This window comes from Variovorax sp. SRS16, assembly GCF_901827165.1.
GTDB lineage: Bacteria > Pseudomonadota > Gammaproteobacteria > Burkholderiales > Burkholderiaceae_C > Variovorax.
Genome location: NZ_LR594666.1, coordinates 1,642,100 through 1,663,827 on the forward strand (window position 1 = coordinate 1,642,100; position 21,728 = coordinate 1,663,827).

At 67.3% G+C, this 21,728-nt stretch carries 22 protein-coding genes; 13 read left to right on the forward strand and 9 right to left on the reverse strand.

What is annotated here, in order from left to right:
• Nucleotides 1-32: 32 nt before the first annotated feature.
• Nucleotides 33-1,031 (forward strand): Bug family tripartite tricarboxylate transporter substrate binding protein, encoded by a 999-nt coding sequence (locus E5P2_RS07935; RefSeq protein WP_162566578.1) that lies wholly within the window; start codon nt 33-35, stop codon nt 1,029-1,031.
• Nucleotides 1,032-1,053: 22 nt separating this feature from the next.
• Nucleotides 1,054-2,271, forward strand: a complete 1,218-nt coding sequence (locus tag E5P2_RS07940; RefSeq protein ID WP_162566579.1) for a Rieske 2Fe-2S domain-containing protein — start codon at nt 1,054-1,056, stop codon at nt 2,269-2,271.
• A 10-nt stretch (nt 2,272-2,281) separates the two neighbouring features.
• Here the strand turns inward: E5P2_RS07940 and E5P2_RS07945 are convergent, their stop codons facing one another.
• From E5P2_RS07945 to E5P2_RS07960, 4 genes are read right to left on the reverse strand one after another with little or no spacing between them, the layout of a single operon-like run.
• Nucleotides 2,282-2,761 carry a MarR family winged helix-turn-helix transcriptional regulator gene (locus tag E5P2_RS07945; protein ID WP_162566580.1) on the reverse strand — a complete coding sequence of 160 codons (480 nt, stop codon included), beginning with the start codon at nt 2,759-2,761 and terminating at the stop codon, nt 2,282-2,284.
• 7 nt (nt 2,762-2,768) lie between these two features.
• Entirely contained in the window at nt 2,769-3,638 is an 870-nt protein-coding gene (gene fghA / locus E5P2_RS07950; protein WP_162566581.1) for an S-formylglutathione hydrolase, read from the reverse strand.
• Nucleotides 3,635-4,540 carry an alpha/beta fold hydrolase gene (locus E5P2_RS07955; RefSeq protein WP_162566582.1) on the reverse strand — a complete coding sequence of 302 codons (906 nt, stop codon included), beginning with the start codon at nt 4,538-4,540 and terminating at the stop codon, nt 3,635-3,637. Before E5P2_RS07955 ends, fghA begins: the two co-directional genes overlap by 4 nt.
• Nucleotides 4,541-4,566: 26 nt before the next feature.
• Complete coding sequence (locus tag E5P2_RS07960) at nt 4,567-5,673, reverse strand: S-(hydroxymethyl)glutathione dehydrogenase/class III alcohol dehydrogenase (protein ID WP_162566583.1); 1,107 nt, start codon at nt 5,671-5,673, stop codon at nt 4,567-4,569.
• 63 nt (nt 5,674-5,736) lie between these two features.
• On the opposite strand from E5P2_RS07960, the gene aroQ reads away from it, so the two are divergent.
• On the forward strand, nt 5,737-6,192 hold the full coding sequence (aroQ, locus tag E5P2_RS07965; RefSeq protein WP_162566584.1) for a type II 3-dehydroquinate dehydratase: 456 nt from the start codon (nt 5,737-5,739) through the stop codon (nt 6,190-6,192).
• Nucleotides 6,189-6,863, forward strand: coding sequence for a DNA-3-methyladenine glycosylase I (locus tag E5P2_RS07970; protein ID WP_162566585.1), 675 nt, complete (start codon nt 6,189-6,191; stop codon nt 6,861-6,863). The genes aroQ and E5P2_RS07970 overlap by 4 nt, the downstream gene beginning before the upstream one ends.
• On the opposite strand, the gene E5P2_RS07975 is transcribed toward E5P2_RS07970, so the two are convergent.
• From E5P2_RS07975 to E5P2_RS07995, 5 genes are all read right to left on the reverse strand, one after another.
• A complete protein-coding gene (locus E5P2_RS07975; protein ID WP_162566586.1) occupies nt 6,856-8,373 on the reverse strand; it encodes a SpoVR family protein in 1,518 nt (505 codons plus the stop codon). The genes E5P2_RS07970 and E5P2_RS07975 overlap by 8 nt on opposite strands.
• On the reverse strand, nt 8,370-9,656 hold the full coding sequence (locus E5P2_RS07980) for a YeaH/YhbH family protein (protein WP_174262714.1): 1,287 nt from the start codon (nt 9,654-9,656) through the stop codon (nt 8,370-8,372). Before E5P2_RS07980 ends, E5P2_RS07975 begins: the two co-directional genes overlap by 4 nt.
• A gap of 29 nt (nt 9,657-9,685) precedes the next feature.
• The gene (locus tag E5P2_RS07985) at nt 9,686-11,608 is read right to left on the reverse strand and encodes a PrkA family serine protein kinase (RefSeq protein ID WP_162566588.1); all 1,923 of its coding nucleotides are present in this window, start codon (nt 11,606-11,608) and stop codon (nt 9,686-9,688) included.
• Between the two features lie 168 nt (nt 11,609-11,776).
• Nucleotides 11,777-11,956 carry a hypothetical protein gene (locus E5P2_RS07990; RefSeq protein WP_162566589.1) on the reverse strand — a complete coding sequence of 60 codons (180 nt, stop codon included), beginning with the start codon at nt 11,954-11,956 and terminating at the stop codon, nt 11,777-11,779.
• Between the two features lie 198 nt (nt 11,957-12,154).
• Complete coding sequence (locus E5P2_RS07995; protein ID WP_162566590.1) at nt 12,155-13,024, reverse strand: fumarylacetoacetate hydrolase family protein; 870 nt, start codon at nt 13,022-13,024, stop codon at nt 12,155-12,157.
• Nucleotides 13,025-13,117: 93 nt separating this feature from the next.
• Here E5P2_RS07995 and E5P2_RS08000 point away from each other — a divergent pair, with 93 nt between their 5' ends.
• From E5P2_RS08000 to E5P2_RS08040, 9 genes are all read left to right on the forward strand, one after another.
• Nucleotides 13,118-13,822: a FadR/GntR family transcriptional regulator gene (locus E5P2_RS08000; RefSeq protein ID WP_232080621.1), complete on the forward strand. Its 705-nt coding sequence runs from the start codon at nt 13,118-13,120 to the stop codon at nt 13,820-13,822.
• Nucleotides 13,823-14,006: 184 nt separating this feature from the next.
• A complete protein-coding gene (locus tag E5P2_RS08005) occupies nt 14,007-14,948 on the forward strand; it encodes a tripartite tricarboxylate transporter substrate binding protein (protein WP_162570392.1) in 942 nt (313 codons plus the stop codon).
• Complete coding sequence (locus tag E5P2_RS08010; RefSeq protein ID WP_162566592.1) at nt 14,945-15,640, forward strand: molybdate ABC transporter substrate-binding protein; 696 nt, start codon at nt 14,945-14,947, stop codon at nt 15,638-15,640. Before E5P2_RS08005 ends, E5P2_RS08010 begins: the two co-directional genes overlap by 4 nt.
• Nucleotides 15,641-15,811: 171 nt before the next feature.
• Nucleotides 15,812-16,936, forward strand: a complete 1,125-nt coding sequence (locus E5P2_RS08015) for an amidohydrolase family protein (protein ID WP_162566593.1) — start codon at nt 15,812-15,814, stop codon at nt 16,934-16,936.
• An 11-nt stretch (nt 16,937-16,947) separates the two neighbouring features.
• On the forward strand, nt 16,948-17,925 hold the full coding sequence (locus E5P2_RS08020) for a tripartite tricarboxylate transporter substrate binding protein (protein WP_162566594.1): 978 nt from the start codon (nt 16,948-16,950) through the stop codon (nt 17,923-17,925).
• 3 nt (nt 17,926-17,928) lie between these two features.
• Nucleotides 17,929-18,966, forward strand: coding sequence for a Gfo/Idh/MocA family protein (locus E5P2_RS08025; RefSeq protein ID WP_162566595.1), 1,038 nt, complete (start codon nt 17,929-17,931; stop codon nt 18,964-18,966).
• The gene (locus E5P2_RS08030) at nt 18,963-19,748 is read left to right on the forward strand and encodes an HpcH/HpaI aldolase family protein (protein WP_162566596.1); all 786 of its coding nucleotides are present in this window, start codon (nt 18,963-18,965) and stop codon (nt 19,746-19,748) included. Before E5P2_RS08025 ends, E5P2_RS08030 begins: the two co-directional genes overlap by 4 nt.
• Nucleotides 19,749-19,794: 46 nt before the next feature.
• The gene (locus E5P2_RS08035; protein ID WP_162566597.1) at nt 19,795-20,769 is read left to right on the forward strand and encodes a Bug family tripartite tricarboxylate transporter substrate binding protein; all 975 of its coding nucleotides are present in this window, start codon (nt 19,795-19,797) and stop codon (nt 20,767-20,769) included.
• Between the two features lie 16 nt (nt 20,770-20,785).
• Nucleotides 20,786-21,718 carry a 2-hydroxyacid dehydrogenase gene (locus E5P2_RS08040; protein WP_162566598.1) on the forward strand — a complete coding sequence of 311 codons (933 nt, stop codon included), beginning with the start codon at nt 20,786-20,788 and terminating at the stop codon, nt 21,716-21,718.
• Nucleotides 21,719-21,728: the final 10 nt, after the last annotated feature.

The window sequence follows — 21,728 nt, forward strand, 5'->3', positions numbered from 1 at the left end:
AGTATCAACAATATAAACCCACGGAGACGGATGTGAAGCAATCGATGTTCTCGGGCGGCCGCAGGGATGCGCTGCGCTTTCTTTCGGCGGCGGCCGCCGCCGGCGCCTGGCCCGCCGCGTGGGGCCAGGAGACCTTCCCGGCCAAGCCGATCCGCGTGATCGTGCCCTTTGCACCCGGCGGCGCGATCGACGTGGCCGTGCGCGCGATGACCGAGAAGGTGTCCCTCGAGATCGGCCAGCCCGTGGTGGTGGATGCCAAGCCCGGCGCAGGCACCATCGTCGGCGCCGATGCCGCGGCCAAGGCGGCGCCCGACGGCTACACCGTGCTCGTGACGACCAGCAGCACCACCATCAACAATGCCGGCGCCTACAAGAAGCTGCCCTACGACCCGGCCACGAGTTTCGCGCCGGTCACGATGGTGTCGCTCGGCAGCGTGATGTTTGCCGGGCCCGCGACAGCGCCCTACGGCAACCTCAAGGAGTTCGCAGCGTGGGCCAAGGCGCAGAACCGCCCGATCACTTTCGGCAGCTGGGGCAAGGGCTCGTCGGGTCATCTGTTCGGCGAGCTGCTGCGCACGCGCTACGGCCTGAACATGCAGCACGTGCCCTACAAGGGCGACGTGCAGGCGCTCACCGACGTGCGCGGCGGCGTGCTCGACACCACCTTCTCGAGCCCGGTCAGCGCGCGCCCGCTGGTGCGCGCCAACTACATCAAGGGCCTGGGCATGACCGGGCCGCGGCGCTCCGGCGGCATGCCCGAGTTGCAGACCTTCGGCGAACAGGGCTTCGCCGGCTTCGAGCTCGCGGGCTATGTCGCCGTCTATGTGCCGGCCGGAACGCCCAAGCCCGTGATCGAACGCCTCAACAAGGCCTTCGTCGCCGCGATCCGCATGCCGGAGGTGTCGCAGCGGCTGGTCGACCAGGGGCAGGACCCGATCGCCAGCACGCCCGAGGAACTGGCCGAGGTCTACAAGCGCGACGCGCCGCAATGGCTGGCGCTGATGAAGGCCGCCGGCGTCGAGCCGGAATAGACACCCGCACAGGACGCATTCCATGAACGCACCGCAAGACCACCGCCACGTCATCCCGATCCGCAGCGCCTACGAGCTGCCCGAACCGATCGTGCGCGACGAGCTCGTGCGCACCGGCCGCGGCACTGCGATGGGCGAGCTGCTGCGCCGCTACTGGCATCCGGTCGGCCTGTCGAGCGACGCCGGCGACACGCCGCGCCAGATCCGCGTGCTCGGCGAGGACCTGATCCTGTTTCGCGCCGGCAACGGCGAGCCCGGCCTGCTGCATCCGCGCTGCGCGCACCGCGGCGCCTCGCTGCTCTACGGCAAGGTCGAGGACGACGGCATCCGCTGCTGCTACCACGGCTGGAAGTTCGACCCGCGCGGCCAGTGCCTGGAGCAGCCCTGCGAGCCCGATGGCGGCACCCGCGTCGGCCGCATGCTGCAACCCGGCTATCCCGTGGCGGAACGCTATGGCATGGTCTGGGCCTACATGGGCCCGCCCGCGAAGCAGCCGGTGCTGCCGCGCTTCGAGCCTTTCGAGCAGCTCGAGGAGGGCGAGTTCATCGAGGCCGACGACCAGAGCATCGGCGGCGGCGGTCCGGTGATCGTCGACTGCAACTGGTTCCAGCATTACGAGAACGTGGTCGACCCGTGGCACGTGATGGTGTTGCACGGCAGCTTCTCGGGCACCCAGTTCACCGATGCGATGCTGCGCGCACCGACGATCCGCTTCGACACCACGCCGATCGGCGTGAAGGTGACTTCGCTGCGCACGCTGGACGACGGCTCCATCTTCCGCCGCGTGACCGAGGCCTGCGTGCCGACCTGGCGCGTGGTGCCGAATCCGCGTGTCGGCCAGTACGCGCGGGTCGAGTCGATCGGCTTCATCCTGCCGATCGACGACACGCACTTTCGCATCTACACCGTGGCGCGCGTGCGCGCGGCAGGCGAGCTCACGGGCTTTCGTTCGCGCCAGGGCGGCAAGCTCTGGCGCGAGCTCACGCCCGAGGAGCATCGCCGCTTCCCCGGCGACTACGAGGCGCAGACCAGCCAGGGCGAGATCACCTGGCATTCGCACGAGAACCTCGCGACCAGCGACCGCGGCATCGCGCTCCTGCGCCGGCTGGTGCAGCAGCAGGTCAAGACGGTGGCCGAGGGCGGCGACCCGGCCGGCGTGCGTTTCGATGCGAAGGACGAGCTGGTGCGCTTCGAGGCCGGCAACTTCCACGATCCGAAGCCTGCGCAGGCCGGCGCCTGAGCGGCCGCTGTCAGGGCTGTTTCTTTTCCTCTTCGGCGACCATTGCCAGCGCCTTGATCTTGAGCTTGGCGAGGATCGTGACCAACTGCGCCGCCTCGTCCTCGCTCAGCACGCTGCGAAAGGCCCGGTCGCGTGCCTGCGCGCTGCGCGACAGGCCCTTGAGGGTCGTGCTGCCGAGGGCCGTGAGTTCGAGCTGCGCCGAGCGCGCATCGGTGCTGTGCGCGTTGCGCGCCACCATGCGGCGCTCGACCAGCGCGCTCACGATGCGGCTGATCTGCGCCTTGTCGGTGCTCGAGTAGTCGGTGAGCACGCGCAGCGTCACCGGCTGCAGGTAGTCGATCAGCGCCAGCGTGCGCCATTCCATCAGGCTGGTGTCGTGCTCGCGCCGAAAGCGCAGCGCGGCACTGCGGCGCAGTGCGTCCGAGGTGCTGTTGACCTCGTAGCTCAACAGCCGGCGAAAGACGGGGGCGGGCGCGCGGTTGGCAGGCATGGCGCGCTCAGCTCCGCAGCAGCCTGCCGTGGTGCGACAGGTGATCGGCGATGAAGCTCTGGATGAAGTAGTAGCCGTGGTCGTAGCCTTCGTGCCGGCGCAGCGCGAGCGGCTGGCCGGCCGCGCGGCAGGCGGCCTCGAAGCGCTGCGGATGCAATTGCTCGGCGAGGAATTTGTCGGCCAGGCCCTGGTCGATCAGGATGCCGGCCGGGTAGGGCGCGGCGGTCTGCGATTGCATCAGCGCGCTGGCATCGTGCGCGAGCCAGGCGCCGCGGTCGGTGCCGAGGTAGCCGCCGAAGGCCTTCTCGCCCCACGGGCATTGCGTCGGCGCGCAGATCGGCGCCAGTGCCGAGAGCGATTGGAAGCGCCCCGGATGCCGCAGCGCCAGCGTGAGCGCGCCGTGGCCGCCCATCGAATGGCCGAAGAGACCGATGCGCCCGGCATCGATGGCAAAGGCCTGCGCGACGAGCGGCAGCAGCTCATGCATGAGCCAGCTTTCCATGCGCCAGTGGCTGCGCCACGGCGCCTCGGTCGCGTCCAGGTAGAAGCCGGCGCCGATGCCGAAGTCCCAGCTCGCCGTCGCGCCCTCGATGCCTTCGGCCTGCGCGCCGCGCGGACTGGTGTCGGGCGCGATGAGCGCCAGGCCGAGTTCGGCAGCCAGGCGCTGGGCGCCGGCCTTGACCATGAAGGTTTCCTCGTTGCAGGTCAGGCCCGCGAGGTACATCAGCGCGGGCACCGGGCCCACTTGCGCTTGCGGCGGCAGGAACACCGAGAAGCGCATCGGCAGACCGATCTCGCGCGAGGCATGTTCATGGAAGCTCTGCACGCCGCCGTAGCAGCGGTGTTCGGACGTCGTCTTCAGGGTGTTGTCGGTCATGGACGTGGAATGAGTTCGAGCACCGCATCGGCGAAGACGCGCGGCGCTTCCTGCGGCATGTTGTGGCCGACGCCGGGCACGATGCGGTGCGAGCGCGGGCCGCTGAAGCGGTGCGCCTGGGCCGATGCGTCGGCGGGCGGGCGCACGCCGTCGTCGGTGCCGTCGAAGGTGATGGTCGGCACGGCGATCGCGGGTTGCGATGTCAGCCTGGCCTCGATGCCGGCATAGGCGGGATCGCCCGGCACCAGGCCGAAGCGGTGGCGGTACGAGTGGATCACCACCTCGACGAAGTCCGGGTGGTCGAAGGCTGCGGCGCTGCGTTCGAAGCTCGCATCGTCGAAGTGCCAGGTCGGCGACCAGAGTTTCCACAGCAGCCGCGCGATGCCGCGCCGATCGGCTTCGAGCCCGGCGCGCCCGCGCTCGCCATGGAAGTAGTACTGGTACCAGAGCCGGTATTCCTTGTCCGCCGACTCGGGCGTCATGGCCCGCGCGATGTCCTGGATGTTGTAGCTGTTGTACGAGACCAGCCCCGCGCAGCGCTCGGGCCAGAGCGCCGCGACCACGCAGGCGGCCCGGCCGCCCCAGTCGTAGCCGGCCAGCACCGCGCGCGGGATGGCGAGCGCATCCAGCAGCGCGAGCAGGTCTGCGCCCAGCGCGGCCTGCTCGCCCGAACGCGGCGTCGCCGCATCGAGGAAGCGGGTGGCGCCGTATCCGCGCAGGTACGGCACGATCACGCGGCATCCCGCCGCGGCCAGCAAGGGCGCGACCTCGGCGTAGGCATGGATGTCGTAGGGGAAACCGTGCATCAGCAGCACGGGCGGCCCGTTCGCCGGGCCTTCTTCGGCATAGGTGATCTCAAGCACGCCGGCCTTGATCGTGCGCAACGCTTGCATGGTCTTCATCGAGACGCCTTCGGGCCGGCCCGGGATCAGTACAGAACCACGCCGCGAATGGATTCACCCCGCTTCATGAGGTCGAAGCCCTTGTTGATGTCTTCCAGCGGCATGGTGTGCGTGATCAGGTCGTCGATGTTGATCTTGCCCTCCATGTACCAGTCCACGATCCTGGGCACATCCGTGCGCCCGCGCGCCCCGCCGAAGGCCGAGCCCTCCCACTTGCGCCCCGTCACCAGCTGGAACGGCCGCGTGCTGATCTCCGCGCCCGCCTCCGCCACCCCGATGATGATGCTGCGCCCCCAGCCCTTGTGCGTGCACTCCAGCGCCTGGCGCATCACCTTCGTGTTGCCGATGCACTCGAAGCTGTAGTCGGCGCCGCCATCGGTCAACTGCACGATCGCGTCCACCACGTTCTCCGTGTCCTTCGGGTTGATGAAGTGCGTCATGCCGAACTTGCGCGCCATCGCCTCGCGTTCGGGGTTCAGGTCCACGCCGATGATCTTGTCCGCGCCCACCATCTTCGCGCCCTGGATCACGTTCAGGCCGATCCCGCCCAGGCCGAAGACGACCACGTTGGCGCCGGCCTCCACCTTGGCCGTGAAGATCACCGCGCCGATGCCGGTGGTGACGCCGCAGCCGATGTAGCAGACCTTGTCGAAAGGCGCGTCCTCGCGGATCTTGGCCAGCGAGATCTCGGGAGCGACCGTGAAGTTGCTGAAAGTCGAGGTGCCCATGTAGTGAAAGAGCGGCTTGCCGTCCAGGCTGAAGCGGCTGGTGCCGTCGGGCATCAGGCCCTTGCCCTGGGTGCTGCGGATGGACTGGCACAGGTTGGTCTTGCGCGACAGGCAGAACTTGCACTGGCGGCATTCGGGCGTGTACAGGGGGATGACGTGGTCGCCCTTCTTCAGGGTGGTGACGCCCGGGCCGACGTCGACGACGATGCCCGCGCCCTCGTGGCCGAGGATGGCGGGGAAGATGCCTTCGGGGTCGGCGCCCGAGAGGGTGTAGTAGTCGGTGTGACAGATGCCCGTGGCCTTGATCTCGACGAGCACTTCGCCGAACCTGGGGCCGGCGAGGTCGACGGTTTCGATGCTCAGGGGCTGGCCGGATTGCCAGGCGATGGCGGCTTTGGTTTTCATGGGTCTTCAGCTTCGATTCGAGGAGCGGGCACTATAAGATGCCCGGCACTGGAGCGTCACGTCATGAAGAAAATCTTTGTCCTCAACGGCCCCAACCTCAACCTGCTCGGCACGCGCGAGCCCGCGCAGTACGGCCACGAAACGCTGGCCGACGTCGAGCGCATGTGTCAGGAGGCGGGCGCGAAGCTCGGCGTCGAGATCGAGTGCCGGCAGTCCAACCACGAGGGCCAGCTGATCGACTGGATCCATGAAGCCGGCCGCGAGGTCGCCGCCGGCCGGATGTTCGGCGTGGTGATGAATCCCGGCGCCTACACGCACACGTCCATCGCGCTGCACGACGCGATCAAGGGCGCCAGCGTGCCGCTGGTCGAGTTGCACATCTCCAACGTGCATGCACGCGAGGAGTTTCGCCATCACTCCTTCATCTCGCCCGCGGCGCGCGGCATCATCGTCGGCTTCGGCGTCAAGGGTTATGCGCTCGCCATCGAGGCGCTGGTGCGCGTGAGCGAGGCGGCTTGAGCACCGCGCCGCGCCCCCCGAAAGAGCGGCCCGGCCTGTTCGCCGCCGAAGACGGCACGCTGCGCTGCCGGTGGTGCGAATCCACCTCGGCCTACCAGCGCTACCACGACCACGAGTGGGGCTTTCCGGTCACGGATGATCGGCGCCTGTTCGAGAAGCTGTGCCTCGAAGGCTTTCAGGCTGGCTTGAGCTGGCTCACCATCCTCAACAAGCGCGAGGCCTTCCGCAACGGCTTTGCGCAGTTCGATGCGGAGCAGGTGGCGCGCTTCGGCCCGAAGGAGGTGGAACGGCTGCTCGGCGATGCGGGCATCGTGCGGCATCGCGGCAAGATCGAGTCGACGATCAACAACGCGCAACGCGTGCTCGAACTGCGGGCGGAGTTCGGTTCGCTGGCGGCCTATGCCTGGGGCTTCGAGCCGCATCCGGCTTCGCGTCCCCAGCGGGTCACGCATGCGGCGCTGCAGACCATGGTCACTTCGCCCGAGTCGATCGCCATGTCCAAGGATCTGAAGAAACGCGGCTGGAGCTTCGTCGGCCCGACGACGGTCTACGCCTTCATGCAGGCCATGGGCCTGGTCAATGACCACGTCGAAGGCTGCCATGCGCGCGAGCTGGCGCTGGAAGCCCGCGCCAAACTCAAGCCGCCGCGCCGGCCCGCTGCCGTTAAGTGATCTGAGGCCGCGCCGACTTGCGCTGGCTCACTCGGCCCTGGGTGTCGACGCTTTCGAGGTGCACCTCGAAGCCCCACAGCCGCGCGACATGCTTCAACACTTCTTGCGCGTCGTCGTGCAGCGGGCGGTTGTTGTGCTGGGTGTGGCGCAGCGTGAGCGAGCGGTCGCCGCGCACGTTGACGCTCCAGACCTGGATGTTGGGCTCGCGGTGGTTGAGGTCGTACTGGCGTGACAGCGATTCGCGCAACTCGCGGTAGCCGCTGTCGTCATGGATCGCGGCCACTTCGAGTTCCGATTCGCTTTCCTGGTCGCGGATGGCGAAGAAGCGGAAGTCGCGCATCAGCTTCGGCGAGAGGAACTGGCCGATGAAGCTCTCGTCCTTGAAATTGCGCATGGCGTTGTGCAGCGAGTCGACCCAGTTGGTGTCCGCCAGTTCGGGGAACCAGCGCCGGTCTTCCTCGGTCGGCTTCTCGCAGATGCGCCGCAAATCGCTGTACATCGCGAAGCCCAGCGCATACGGGTTGATGCCGCTGTAAGCGCGGTGGCCGATCGGCGGCTGGAAGACGACGTTGGTATGCGACTGCAGCCACTCCATCATGAAGCCGTCGGCCAGCAGGCCTTCGTCATAGAGGGTGTTGAGCAGCGTGTAGTGCCAGAAGGTGGCCCAGCCCTCGTTCATCACCTGCGTCTGGCGCTGCGGATAGAAGTACTGCGCCACCTTGCGCACGATGCGCACCACTTCGCGTTGCCAGGGTTCCAGCAAGGGTGCGTTCTTCTCGATGAAGTAGAGCAGGTTTTCCTGCGGCTCGGCGGGAAAGCGCTTGGAGGCGGCCTCCTCCTCGGTGCTGCGGCCGGCGCGGCGGGGCAGCGTGCGCCACAGGTCGTTGACCTGCTGCTGGAGGTGGTGCTCGCGCTCCTCGCGGCGCGCCTGCTCCTGGCTGAGCGAGAGCTTCTGCGGGCGGCGGTAGCGGTCGACGCCGTGGTTCATCAGCGCGTGGCAGGAGTCGAGCAGGTCCTCGACCGCCGACACGCCATGACGCTCCTCGCATTCCGCGATGTAGGTGCGCGCATAGACGAGGTAATCGATGATGGACGAGGCATCCGTCCACATCTTGAACAGGTAGTTGCCCTTGAAGAAGCTGTTGTGACCGTAGGCCGCATGGGCGATCACCAGGGCCTGCATCGCCATGGTGTTCTCTTCCATGAGGTAGGCGATGCACGGATCGGAATTGATCACGATCTCGTAGGCCAGGCCCATGTGGCCACGGCGGTAGTTCTTCTCGGTGGCGATGAACTGCTTGCCGTAAGACCAGTGGCGGTAGATCACCGGCATGCCGACGGAGGCATAGGCATCCATCATCTGCTCGGAGGTGATGATCTCGAGCTGGTTGGCGTAGGTGTCCAGCCCGTAGCCCTTGGCCACGCGGGCGATCTCGGTGTGGTAGCGCTCGATCAGGTCGAATGTCCAGTCCGAGGGGCTGGGCAGCGGCTCCCTCGCTTTCTCGTTCATGCCGATGACCTCTCTTTCTTGAACAGGTCGCGGAACACCGGGTAGATGTCCTGGGCATCGGCGACCTTGCGCATGGCGAAGTTCTTGTGGGATTCGACCAGCTGGCTGTATTCCTCCCACATGTTCTGCTCGGCCTCGGCGACCTGCACGTAGGCGTAGTAGCGCACCAGCGGCAGCAGCTGGTCGCGCAGCAGCTCGCGGCAGCGGCCGCTGTCCTGGTGCCAGTTGTCGCCGTCGCTGGCCTGCGCGCCGTAGATGTTCCATTCGCCGCTCGGGAAGCGCGCGCGGATGATGTCGTTCATCAGCGTGAGCGCGCTGGAGACCACGGTGCCGCCGGTTTCGGTGGCGTGGAAGAACTCTTCCTCGGTCACCTCGGAGGCCTGCGTATGGTGGCGGATGAAGACCAGCTCGATCTTCTCGTAGTGCCGCGTGAGGAACATGTAGAGCAGCATGAAGAAGCGCTTGGACATGTCCTTGCGCGCCTCGTCCATCGAGCCCGACACGTCCATCAGGCAGAACATCACCGCCTTGGCCGACGGCACGGGCACCTTGACCCGGTTGCGGTAGCGCAGGTCGATCGGGTCGAGGTAGGGGATGTGCTTGGCCTTGGCGCGAAGCTCCTCGATCCTGGCTTCGGTGTCGCGGATCTCGCGCTGGACCAGCGCGTCAGCCAGGCGCGGGCTGCGCTTGAGGTGCAGCAGATGGGCCTCGAGCTCGCGCAGTTCGCGCCGCGTATCGCCGCCGAGCGCGATGCGACGCGCCAGTGCGCCGCGCATCGAGCGCACCACATGCAGGTTGGTGGGCATGCCGTCGCTGGTGAAGCCGGCGCGGTGGCTCTTCCATTCGGGCACTTCGGCCAGCTGGGTGCGGATCAGGTGGGGCAGGGCGAGGTCCTCGAAGAAGACCCGCATGAACTCTTCCTTGGTGAGGCGGAAGACGAAATCGTCCTCGCCGCCTTCGCCGTCGCCGGCCTGCGAACCGCTCCCCGCGCCGCCGCCGCCGCCCTGCGGGCGCTCGATGCGGTCGCCCTTGACGTATTCGCGGTTGCCGGGATGCACGTATTCGCGATCACCGCCCTGGCCGTGGCCGAAGACCGGCTCGGAGACGTCGCGCTTGGGCAAGGTGATGTCCTCGCCCTGCTCGAGGTCGCGGATGCTGCGGCCGCTGACGGCGCGCCGCACGGCTTCGCCGATCTGCTCGCGATAACGCCGCAGGAAACGCTCGCGGTTGCCGATGGATTTGTTCTTCCCCGACAACCGGCGGTCGATGATCTGCTGCAGCATCGCCACGGCGATCTCCTTTCCTCAGTCCATCATGAACTCTTGCGCACGCGCAGGTACCACTCGCACAGCAGGCGCACCTGCTTGGCGGTGTAGCCCTTCTGCACCATGCGGTTGACGAAGTCCTCGTGCTTCTTCAGCTCGTCGGCGCTGCTCTTGGCGTTGAAGCTGATGACCGGCAGCAGCTCCTCGGTGTTGGAGAACATCTTCTTCTCGATCACCGTGCGCAGCTTCTCGTAGCTGGTCCACAGCGGGTTCTTGCCGGCATTGCCGGCCCGCGCGCGCAGCACGAAGTTGACGATCTCGTTTCGGAAGTCCTTGGGGTTGCTGATGCCCGCGGGCTTCTCGATCTTCTCGAGCTCGGCGTTCAACGAGCCGCGGTCGAACACCTCGCCGGTGTCCTGGTCGCGGTATTCCTGGTCCTGGATCCAGTAGTCGGCGTAGGTCACGTAGCGGTCGAAGATGTTCTGGCCGTACTCGGAATAGCTCTCGAGGTAGGCGGTCTGGATCTCCTTGCCGATGAACTCCGCGTAGCGCGGCGCCATCAGTTCCTTGATGTAGGACAGGTACTTCTGCTCGGTCTCTGGCGCGAACTGCTCGCGCTCGATCTGCTGCTCCAGCACATACATCAGGTGCACCGGGTTGGCCGCGACCTCCGAGCTGTCGAAGTTGAAGACCTTGGAGATGATCTTGAAGGCGAAGCGCGTCGACACGCCGCTCATGCCCTCGTCGACGCCGGCGTAGTCGCGGTATTCCTGGATCGACTTGGCCTTGGGGTCGGTGTCCTTGAGGTTGTCGCCGTCGTAGACCTGCATCTTGCTGAAGACGCTGGAGTTCTCGGGCTCCTTGAGCCGCGTCAGCACCGAGAACTGCGCCATCATGCGCAGCGTGCCCGGCGCGCAGGGCGCGGCCGACAGCGAGGAGTTGCGCACCAGCTTCTCGTAGATCTTGATCTCTTCGGACACCCGCAGGCAGTAGGGCACCTTGACGATGTAGATGCGGTCGAGGAAGGCCTCGTTGTTCTTGTTGTTGCGGAAGGCCTTCCATTCGCTTTCGTTGCTGTGCGCGAGCACGATGCCGTCGAAGGGGATGGCGCCGAAGCCCTCGGTACCCTTGAAGTTGCCTTCCTGCGTGGCCGTCAGCAGCGGATGCAGCACCTTGATCGGCGCCTTGAACATCTCGACGAATTCGAGCAGGCCCTGGTTGGCCAGGCACAGGCCGCCGGAGTAGGCGTAGGCGTCGGGATCGTCCTGCGCGAAGGTCTCGAGCTTGCGGATGTCGATCTTGCCGACCAGCGAGGAAATGTCCTGGTTGTTCTCGTCGCCCGGCTCGGTCTTGGCCACCGCGATCTGCCGCAGCACCGAGGGATAGCGCTTGACGATCTGGAACTTGCGGATGTCGCCGCCGTACTCCTCGAGCCGCTTCACGGCCCAGGGCGAGAGGATGCGCTGCAGGTAGCGGCGCGGGACGCCGTACTCTTTCTCGAGGATGTCGCCGTCTTCGTCCGCGTTGAAGAGGCCGAGCGGCGATTCGTTCACCGGCGAGCCCTTGATCGCATAGAAGGGCACCTGCTCCATGAGCTGCTTCAGGCGCTCGGCGATCGAGCTCTTGCCGCCGCCGACCGGGCCGAGCAGATAGAGGATCTGCTTGCGCTCCTCCAGCCCCTGCGCGGCATGCCGGAAGTACGACACCACCTGTTCGATGGCGTCCTCCATGCCGTAGAACTCGCGGAACGCCGGATAGATCTTGATGACCTTGTTGGCGAAGATGCGCGACAGGCGCGGGTCGTTGCGCGTGTCCACCAGCTCCGGCTCGCCGATGGCCTGCAGCATGCGCTCGGAGGCCGTGGCGTAGGCCGTGGGCTCACGCTTGCAGATATCGAGGTACTCCTGCAGCGACAGGACCTCCTCGCGTGTGCGCTCGTAGCGAGCTGCGAAGTTGCTGATGACATCCATAGACACCTCCATCGAGTCAGCGGGGCGCTACCCGGAGTTTTCCGTGTTGCCCACGTCGCATCGCTCGCAGAAAGGTGCCGTGTGATGTGGTGAGCACGTTGGGAGAAAACTCCTGAGCAGGTACTGGCTCAAAGCATAAAACAAAGACGCCGTTCGACCTATTTCTTTTCAATTCAGAATCCACACTTTCGTTGAAAGTTCCGACGCAAAAGCGGCAGCACTTCGCAAAAGCGGCGACAGGATTTTCCCAGCGGCACCGCGCGCTATTTGCCGATCATGTCCTACGCGTTCGCCAGCCGGATCGCCCACCGGGATGGTGTTGCCGATCAGCGCATTGATCCTCGTCATTTGTCGCATCCACATCGCTTCAAAGAATATTCCGGCAAAAACGCACACTCCGCATCCGCATCGACCCAATAGCCCCAGTCGCCGATGCCTTTCACGACAACTGTCGCGGGCCCGGTTGCGTTGACCGATCGCGGTTTACCCGCACCCGAATCTGGTACGAACGCACAAGCAAATTGGATGCCGCGATGCGGCGTGCGCTCAGATGAAGCGGTTGCTCAGCTGGCCCAGGCCATCGATCTCGATGCGGACCACGTCGCCGGTCTTCAGGTACTGCGGCGGCACCAGGCCCATGCCGACGCCCGCCGGCGTGCCGGTCGCGATCACGTCGCCAGGGTAGAGCGTGATGCCGCGCGAGCAGGTCTCGATCAGCGTCGGGATGTCGAAGATGAGATCGCTGGTCTGCCCGTCCTGGCGCAGCTCGCCGTTGACCCAGCAACGCACCCGCGTGCGCGCGCCGTCGAGCGCATCGGCGGTGACGATCCACGGGCCCATCGGGCAGAAGGTGTCGAAGGACTTGCCGAGATCCCATTGCTGGTGGCGCATCTGCACGTCGCGCGCCGTGACATCGTTCACGATGATGTAGCCGAACACGTGCGAGAGCGCGTCGGCGCGCGCGATGTTGCGCCCGCCCTTGCCGATCACCATGGCCAGCTCGGCCTCGTAGTCGATCTGCGACGAGACCTCGCCGGGCAGGCGCACCTCGTCCTGCGGGCCCACCACGCACTCGGGAAGCTTGGTGAAGACGATGGGCCAGCCCTCGGGATCGGCGGCATTGTTCTTGAAGACCGAGGCCGACAGTTCCTTCGCATGCGCGCGGTAGTTGCGTCCGACGCAGAAGATGCTGCGCCGCGGCAGCGGCAGCGGGGCTTCCAGCCGCACCTCGGCGAGCGCGATCCGCTCGCCTGCTGGCGGCATGGCCTCCGTGCCGCTGGCCTGGCGCTCGATCAGCGCCAGCGCGCCGCGGCGCGCCTCGGCCTCGTCGAGCGGCAGCAGCGCGATCGAGGCCGCGTCTTCCGACACCAGGCCGACATGGCGTCGGCCTTGGTACTGACAGGTGGCGATTCGCAAGATGATTCCTTCGGATGGTGTTCGAATCAAATGGTACCAATGCGATACCAAGTGCACAATGCCAGGCAGCGCGCCGCCGTTGATACGATCGGCGTGCACCCTCCCAACCATCCGGACTTCGCGATCGTGCACAGCGCCCTGACTCTGCGGGAATCCATCCTCGAGAAACTGACATCGCGCGCCTGGCGGGCGGGACACCGCCTGCCGACGGAGCGCCAGCTGAGCGTCGAATTCGGTCTCGGCCGATCGACGGTGCGCCGCGTGCTGGCGGAGCTCAAGGACAAGGGCTTCATCATCCAGACGGTGGGCAGCGGCACCTATGTCGCCGACGGGGTCGGTCGGGCCCTGTCCGAGATCGCCGCGGCCGCGGCGCCGATGGCGACCAGCCCGGCCGAGCTGATGGGCGCGCGCCTGGTGCTGGAGCCGGCGATCATCGCGCTGGTGATCGGCAACGCGACCGCCGCGGATTTCTCCCGCATGGAGGAGTGCTGCGACAAGGGCGAGTCGGCCTCGACCATCGAGGACTTCGAGGTCTGGGACGGCAGGCTGCACGAGGCGATTGCTGCTGCGGCGCACAACAGCTTCATCGCCGCCGTGTTCCAGCGCATGAACGAAGTGCGCGCGCAGAGCGAATGGGGCATGCTCAAGCGCCGCAGCGCGACGCCCGAGCGCCGCCTCGACTACCAGCGCGAGCATCGCGAACTGGTCGCCGCGCTGCGGGACCGCGACGGCATTCGCGCGACGCAGCTCTGCATCGATCACCTGACGCGCGTGCGGCGCAACATGCTGGGCTATTGAGCGGCATGGCGTGCGGCTCAGGGCAAACCCGGCTGCACATTGACCGGCGCGGCGGCGATCGCTATATTGGTTCGCTGCTGATGGCAAATAAGACCAATAAGGCCCAATTCTGCATTGGAGTCGAACCGTGAATGCTCGATGGATCCGAGGCCGCGGCCTCAAGACCGCACTGCCGCGGCTCGCGATGGCGCTGATCGCCGGCTTCTGTCTTGGCGCCGCCGCCCAGGACTATCCCTCGCATCCCGTGCGCATCGTGGTGCCGTTCGCGGCGGGTGGCCCGGCCGATGTCTATGCACGCTTCATCGCGACCCGGCTGGGCGAAGCCCTGGGCCAGGCCTTCGTGGTCGACGACCGGCCCGGCGCCGGATCGGTGATCGGCACCGACGTGGTGGCCAAGAGCGCACCCGACGGCTACACGCTGCTGCTGATGTCGAACGCGCACACGGTGAACGAGTCGCTCATTCCGAACAAGCCCTTCCAGCTGATGCGCGACTTCGTGCCCATCGCGCCCATCAACGAGTCCGACCTGGTGCTGGTGACGCGCGGTGACCTGCCGGTCGACAACCTGGCCCAGCTCATCGCGCTCGCGAAATCGAAGCCCGGCGCGCTGACCTACGCATCCTCCGGGCCGGGCACGCCGTACCACATGGCCGGCGAGCTCTTCAAGGCGATGGCCGGCGTGTCGATCCTGCACATTCCCTACCGCGGCAGCGCGGGCGCGCGCACCGACGTGCTCGGCGGCCAGGTCGACATGATGTTCGATGCGGTGCCGACCATGGTGGAACACGTGCGCGGCGGGAAGGTGAAGGCGATGGCCACCACCGGCCTCGCACGTTCGCCCGTGATGCCCGACGTGCCCACGGTCGCCGAAGCCGGCGTGCCCAAGTACGAGGCGACGATCTGGCTCGGCCTGATGGCGCCGAAGGGCACACCGCCCGCCGTCGTCGAGCGCCTGAATGCGGAGGTGGCGAAGATCGTCTCGAATCCCGACACCGCGAAAGCCTGGAAGACGCAAGGCGCCACGCCCATGACGATGAGCGTGCCGGCGTTCACGCGCTACATGAACGAGGACATCGCGAAATGGGCGCGCATCGTGAAGATCTCCGGCGCCAGGGCCGACCGATGAAGCTGCTCTGTGCCGGCGCTGCGCAGGGCCTGGTCAAGGCCTTGCAGGATGACTTCCTGGCATCGACCGTCGCGCGCATCGACGCGCGCTTCGGCGCCGTCGGTGCCATGAAGGAAGCGCTGCTGGCGGGCGAGCCCTGCGACGTGATGGTCGTCACCGCGTCCATGATCGCGGCGCTGCAGTCCGAGGGCCGCCTGTTGGCCGGCACCGAGGCCGCGCTCGGGCGCGTGCGCACCGGCGTCGCGGTGCGCGAGGGCGAGCCCCTGCCCGACATCGGGTCGCCCGAAGCCTTGAAGGCGAGCCTGCTCGCAGCATCCGCGATCTACCTTCCCGACACCGAGCGCTCGACGGCCGGCATTCATCTGGCGTCGGTGCTGGCGCGGCTCGGCATCGCGGCATCGGTGGCGCCGCGGCTGCGCACCTACCCGAACGGCGCCACGGCGATGCGCGCGCTGGCGTCCGACGCCGAGGCGGGTGCGATCGGCTGTACCCAGATCACCGAGATCAGGTACACACCCGGCATCGTGCTGGTCGGTGCCTTGCCTGCCGCGTTCGAACTCGCGACGGTCTATGCAGCCGCGGTGAGCGCGACGGCTGCCGAGCCCGAACTCGCACGGCGCTTCGTCGACCTGATCACGGGACCGCAGACACACGCCCTGCGCGCGCAGGGCGGCTTCGAATTCCCGGTCTAGCTTCGACGTGCCCGGCCCGTGCCGGCGCCATGGGCGCAGGGCGCGGCCGCATATCAACATGCTATGGCCGCTGCCGAATTCAGCATTAGACATCGCTGTAACGATTTCCTAAGCTCGATCTCCGAGCCGTGGCACCGCCATGGACCTCGACAGATAAGAACAGGAGACACCGTGACGCGCAGCAGCATCCGCAGAGCTTCCGCAGAGACATTGATTCCCGATCGCCGCCGTTTCCTGCGGGCCGGCGGCGCACTGATGGCCAGCGGGGTCATCGCCCAGCTCGCCGCCTGTGCGCACACGCCCGGCACGCCGGCCGCATCGGCTGCGCCGGCCGCACGCAGGGGCGCGATCGACATGCACGCGCACTGGACACCCGAGCCCTACGCCAAGGCCATGGCCGAGCTCGGCCGCCCGACCTTCGCGAATGGCTCGGCGCTCAACCCGCTCATGTACGACCTGCCCAAGCGCCTCGAGTGGATGGACCAGCGCAACATCCAGACGCACGTGCTGACCTTGTCGGGCAACATGCCCTGGTGGTGGGCGAGCGATGCCGACGCCATGCGGCTCGCGCAGCTCGTCAATGATTCCGCGCTGACTGCGCATGCGACGTACCCGGAGCGCTTCTACATCGGCCTGGCCGTGCCGATCAAGCAACCCGACGCCGCGCTCAGGGAACTGAACCGCATGGCCGGCAAGCCCGGCGTGCATGCGGTCGGCCTGCCGAATTCGATGAACGGGCAGGACTACCTGTTCACCCCGGAGTACCTGCCCTTCCTCGCGCGCTGCGAGGAGCTCAACCTTCCGCTGCTGTTTCATCCGCTGGACTTCCCGCCCAACTACTACGGCGGACCGCAGCGCCTCGCCGGTCCGAGCTTTCTGTACAACACGCTGGGCTTCACCTTCGAGCATGCCAACACGGCGGAGAAGTTCATCTCCTCCGGGTACCTCGACCGCTTTCCCAGGCTGCAGATCCTGCTCGCTCATGCAGGCGGCGCGTTTCCGTTCATTGCCCAGCGGCTGGCCCATGCCGTCGAGAAAGGCGCGTCGAACGTGAAGCTGCAGCATTCGTACCAGGAGTACGTGCGGCGCTTCTACTACGACACGCTGACCTATTCGAAGGGCGGGCTGCGCTACCTGATCGACACCGTCGGCATCGACCGCGTGGTGATCGGCACCGACGTGTTCGCGGCCATGGACGTGCGCGAACCGATGTACCTGGTGGACCAGCTCGACCTGCCGGCGGCCAGCCGCGAGATGATCCTGCGCAGCAACGCGCTGCAGCTGATGCACATGTGAACGGAGCCGCCATGCCTCTGCGCTTGTTCCAACTCCTGTCGGCGTTCTGCATCGCAGCGGCGATGGCTGCCTTGCCTGCACGGGCGGACACCTACCCGTCGCGCGCGGTGCGGGTGATCAGTCCCTTCGCGCCGGGCGGCGGCCTCGACGTCGTGCTGCGGCCCCTGCTGCAGAAGATGGGCGAGAGCATGGGCCAGAGCTTCTTCCTCGACAACCGCTCCGGCGCGAACGGCATGATCGGCATCGAGGCCGGCGTGCGTTCGCCGGCCGATGGCTACACGCTGATCGGCGTCACCTCGGGCGCGGTGACCATCAATCCCAACGTCTACCAGAAGATGTCCTATGACACGGCACGCGACCTGGTGCCGGTGGTCAACGTCGGCAGTGCGCCGTTCGTGATGGTGATCCATCCCTCGCTGCCGGTGCACAACGTCAAGGAATTCATCGCGCTGGCCAAGGCCGACAAGGGCACGCTGCCCTATGGCTCGCCGGGCGTCGGCGGCACCAACCACCTGGGTGCGGAGTATTTCCTGCAGCTGACCGGCACGCAGATGGTCCACGTGCCCTACCGCGGCAGCCAGCCGCTGATGACCGACCTGGTCGGCGGGCAGGTCAAGATGGCCTTCGACTCGGTGATGGCGACGGTGCCCTTCGTTCGCAGCGGCAGGCTGCGCGCGCTCGGCATCGCCTCGGCGAAGCGCTCGCCGGTCGCGCCGGAGATCCCGACGCTGGCCGAGGAGGGCGGCCCGCAGTTCGAGCTCAGCTCCTGGTACGGCATCATGGCGCCGGCCGGCACGCCGCCCGAGATCATCGCCAAACTCAATGCCGAGGCGGTCAAGGCGCTGGCCGATCCGCAGCTGCGCAAGCTCTATGCGGGCCTCGGCATCGAGGTCGTCGGCAACACGCCGGCGCAGTTCGCGCAGCAGATCAAGGAGGACACCGCGCACTGGGGCCAGGTGGCGAAGACGGCTCATGTGCAAGCGGATTGATTCATGAGTCAGAAATGGGGAATCCTCGGCGCCGGCGACATCGCGCAGCGCAACATCGTGCCGGCGCTCGCGCAGGTCGAAGGCGCTGAACTCGTCGCGGTGATGAACCGGCGCCTGGCCAACGCGCAGGCCTTCGCGGAGCGCAACAAGATTGCCGGTGCCTACGATTCGCTGGACGCGTTCCTTGCCCATCCGCAACTCGATGCGGTCTACGTCGCCTCGCCCAACGGTCTGCATGCCGAGCACACGATCGCCGCCGCGCGCGCGGGCAAGCACGTGCTGTGCGACAAGCCGATGGCGCTCACCGAGGCCGAGTGCGAACGCATGATCGAGGCCTGCGAGCGCCACGGCGTGAAGCTCGGCGTGGTGTTCCAGAACCGCTATCACCCCGCGCACATCCAGGCGCGGCGTCAGATCGAGGCCGGCGTGCTCGGCGAGATCCAGTACGCCTCGGCGCAGCTGTGCGTCGGGCGCGCGCGCGGCCACTGGAAGGGCTGGCGGCTCGACCCCTCCGTCGCGGGCTCGGGCGCCATCGTCGGCCAGGCGGTGCATCCGATCGACATCCTGCGTTTCCTGATGGACAGCGAGGTGGTGGAAGTGCAGGCCATGACCGATCAGCAACTGCCCGACCGGCCCGTGGACGACATGGCCTATGCGCTGCTGCGCTTCGCCAATGGCGCCCATGCCACGGTGGTGGCGGGCACCGTGGTGCCGCGCTCCGCCAACGACGTCGTGCTGTACGGCAGCGGCGCGCGGATCGTCTGCACCAGCACGCTCGGAACGCCGCCCGCCGGCGCGCGCCAGAAGCTCAGCGTCGAAGGCGAGGGCTCCGGCCTGAACCTGGACTTCTCCAGCAGCACCTCGCCCCAGCGCTTCGCCGCGATGCTCGACGACTTCGGCCGCTGCATCCGCGAAAAGCGCGAGCCGGCCCTCTCCGGGCGCAACGGCCTGCAGATGGTGAAGATCGCCAACGCGGTGCTCGAATCCAGCCGGCACGGCAAGGCCGTGCGGCTCTCCCCGACGGATCAAGGAACCCGATGACCATTTATCCGAACCACACCAAGCGCCAGCTCGCCGAAGGCAAGATCGCGATCGGCATGGGCCTGCACCAGTCGCGCCTGGTCGACATCGCCGCGATCGGCAAGACCTGCGGCTTCGACTGGCTCTTCATCGACATGGAACACAGCGGGCTCGACCTCGGCGTCGCCACGCAGATCGCCTCGGCGGCGCTGCCGGTGGCCATCACGCCCATCGTGCGGGTGCCGGGCAAGGAGCATCACCACGCTTCGCGCATGCTCGACGGCGGCGCGCAGGGCGTGGTGGTGCCGCACGTCGACACGATCGAGGAAGCCCGGCGCGTGGTCTCGTATTGCAAGTACCCGCCGCTCGGGCATCGCTCGCTGTATGGCCAGCAGCCGCAGTTCGGTTTCCGGAACGTGCCGATCGCCGATGCGATGCAGATGGCGAACGACGAGACCCTGGTGGTCATCATGCTCGAATCGCCCGAGGCGGTCGCGCAGGCCGACGAGATGGCCGCCGTGCCCGGCGTCGACGTGCTGCTGATCGGCACCAACGACTTCTGCGCCGAGTCCGGCATCCCGGGCCAGTACGGCCATGCGAAGGTCGAGGATGCCTACGCCCGCGTCATCGCGGCCTGCCGCAAGCATGGCAAGACGCCCGGCATGGGCGGGGTGGTGGACCACGTGCTGCTCGAGAAATACATCGGCCTGGGCATGCGCTTCATCCTCAGCGGCAACGACATCGGCTTCCTGATGGCGGGCGCGCGGCAGCGCGCGGACTACCTGCACGGCCTGTCGTACTGATGGCATCGGAATGCCCGCCCATCGCGCGCGGGACGAGGACACGATCATGAACAAGCGCATTGTGTGGAGCGCGGCCCTCGGCCTCGCGCTCACGGCCCTGTCGGCAGGGGGGCCGGCGCGTGCCGACGAATTCCCGTCGCATCCCATCCGCGTCATCGTGCCGTATGCGCCGGGCGGCGGCAGCGACATCAGCACGCGGGTGGTGCAGAACCGCGTGACCGAACTGCTGAAGGAATCGCTCGTCGTCGACAACCGCGCCGGCGGCGGCACGCTGATCGGCACGCGCATCGTGGGGGCCGCGCCGCCCGATGGCTACACCGTGGGCGTGATGGACCCGGCCTTCCTCATCACGCCCTCGCTCTTCGCCGAGGCCCACTACGACCCGTTGAAGGATTTCGTGCCGATCTGCCTGATCAGCGTGACGCCGATGATCCTGGCGGTGCCGAGCGCGTTCCCGGTGAAGAACTTCAAGGAGTTCCTCGACTACGCGAAGAAGAATCCCGGCAAGCTGAACTACGGCTCGCCGGGTGCCGGCAGTGCGGGTCATCTCGCGATCGAGCAGGTCCGCAATGCCTTCTCGCTCAAGATGACCCACATCCCTTACAAGGGCTCCGGCCCGGCGATGACGGCCGTGGTGGCGGGCGAGGTCAATGCCTTGATGTCGGGCTCGGCGCTGGTGCCGATGGTGCAGAACGGACAGCTGCGCGGCCTCGCGATCACCGGCGGCCAGCGCCTCGCCGGGCTGCCCGACGTGCCGACCTTCGCCGAGCTCGGTTATCCGCAGATCAACGTGCAGACTTTCGCGGCCGTGGTCGCGCCGGCCGGCACGCCCGCCGCTGCGGTGCATCAACTGCAATCGGCATTTGCCGGCGCGCTCCAGGTGCCCGAGGTGCGGCGCATGCTCGAGGACCGCGGGCAGTTGCCGGTCGGCGGCAGCTCGGAAGACCTCGGCACCTTCTTCAAGGAGAACCTGGCCAATCTGGTCAAGGTCGTGCATGACTCCCACATCAAGATCGACTGAGGCCAGGCCGGCCGTGATGGCCATGCTGCCGCTGTACGCGCCGCTCATGGCGGCGCTCGAAGAAAGCTACGAACTGCTCAAGCCCTGGGAGGCGCGCGACCCGGCCGCCTTCCTGCGCGCGCACGCCGCCCGCGTGCGCGCGGTCGTCACCACCACGAGCCGCGGCTTCGCAGCGCCGGAGTTCGATGCCTTTCCCGCGCTCGAAGCGCTGGCCTGCTACGGTCCCTACGTCACGCTGCTCGATCTGCGGCGCGCCGGCCAGCGCGGCGTGTCGGTGAGCTGCACGCCCGACTCGACCGCCGAGTCCGTTGCCGATCTCGCGATGGGCATGGTCGTCGGCATCATGCGCCGGCTCAGCGAGGCCGATCGCTTCGTGCGTTCCGGGCAGTGGCCGACCCAGGCCTTCGCGTCCGGCCGCGAGGTCCACGGCAAGCGCTGCGGCATCGTCGGCTTCGGCCGCATCGGCCAGGAACTGGCGCGCCGCGCCGCGGCCTTCGACATGCAGGTGAGCTACCACGGCCCGCGCGCCAAGGCCGGCGTGGCGCACCGCTACGTCGACGATCTGCAGGCGCTGGCGCGCGAGTCCGATTGCCTGGTGATCGCCTGTGCGCTCACGCCCGAGACCCGCGGCATGGTGAACGCCGCCGTGCTCGATGCGCTGGGGCCGGACGGCTTCCTGGTCAACGTGGCGCGCGGAGCCATCGTCGATGAGGCGGCCTTGATCGATGCGCTCGCCCAACGGCGCATCGCCGGCGCGGCGCTGGACGTGTTCGCCGACGAACCGCAGGTGCCCGCCGCGCTGCGCGCGATGGAGCAGGTGCTGCTCGCGCCGCACATCGGCACTTCGACGCGCGAGAACCGCGACGAGCGCATGCGCAAGCTGCTGGCCAATCTGCGCGCCCATTTCGCCGGCGAGCGCGCGCCGCATCCCGTGCCGACCGACGCCTGAACGCCGCGCG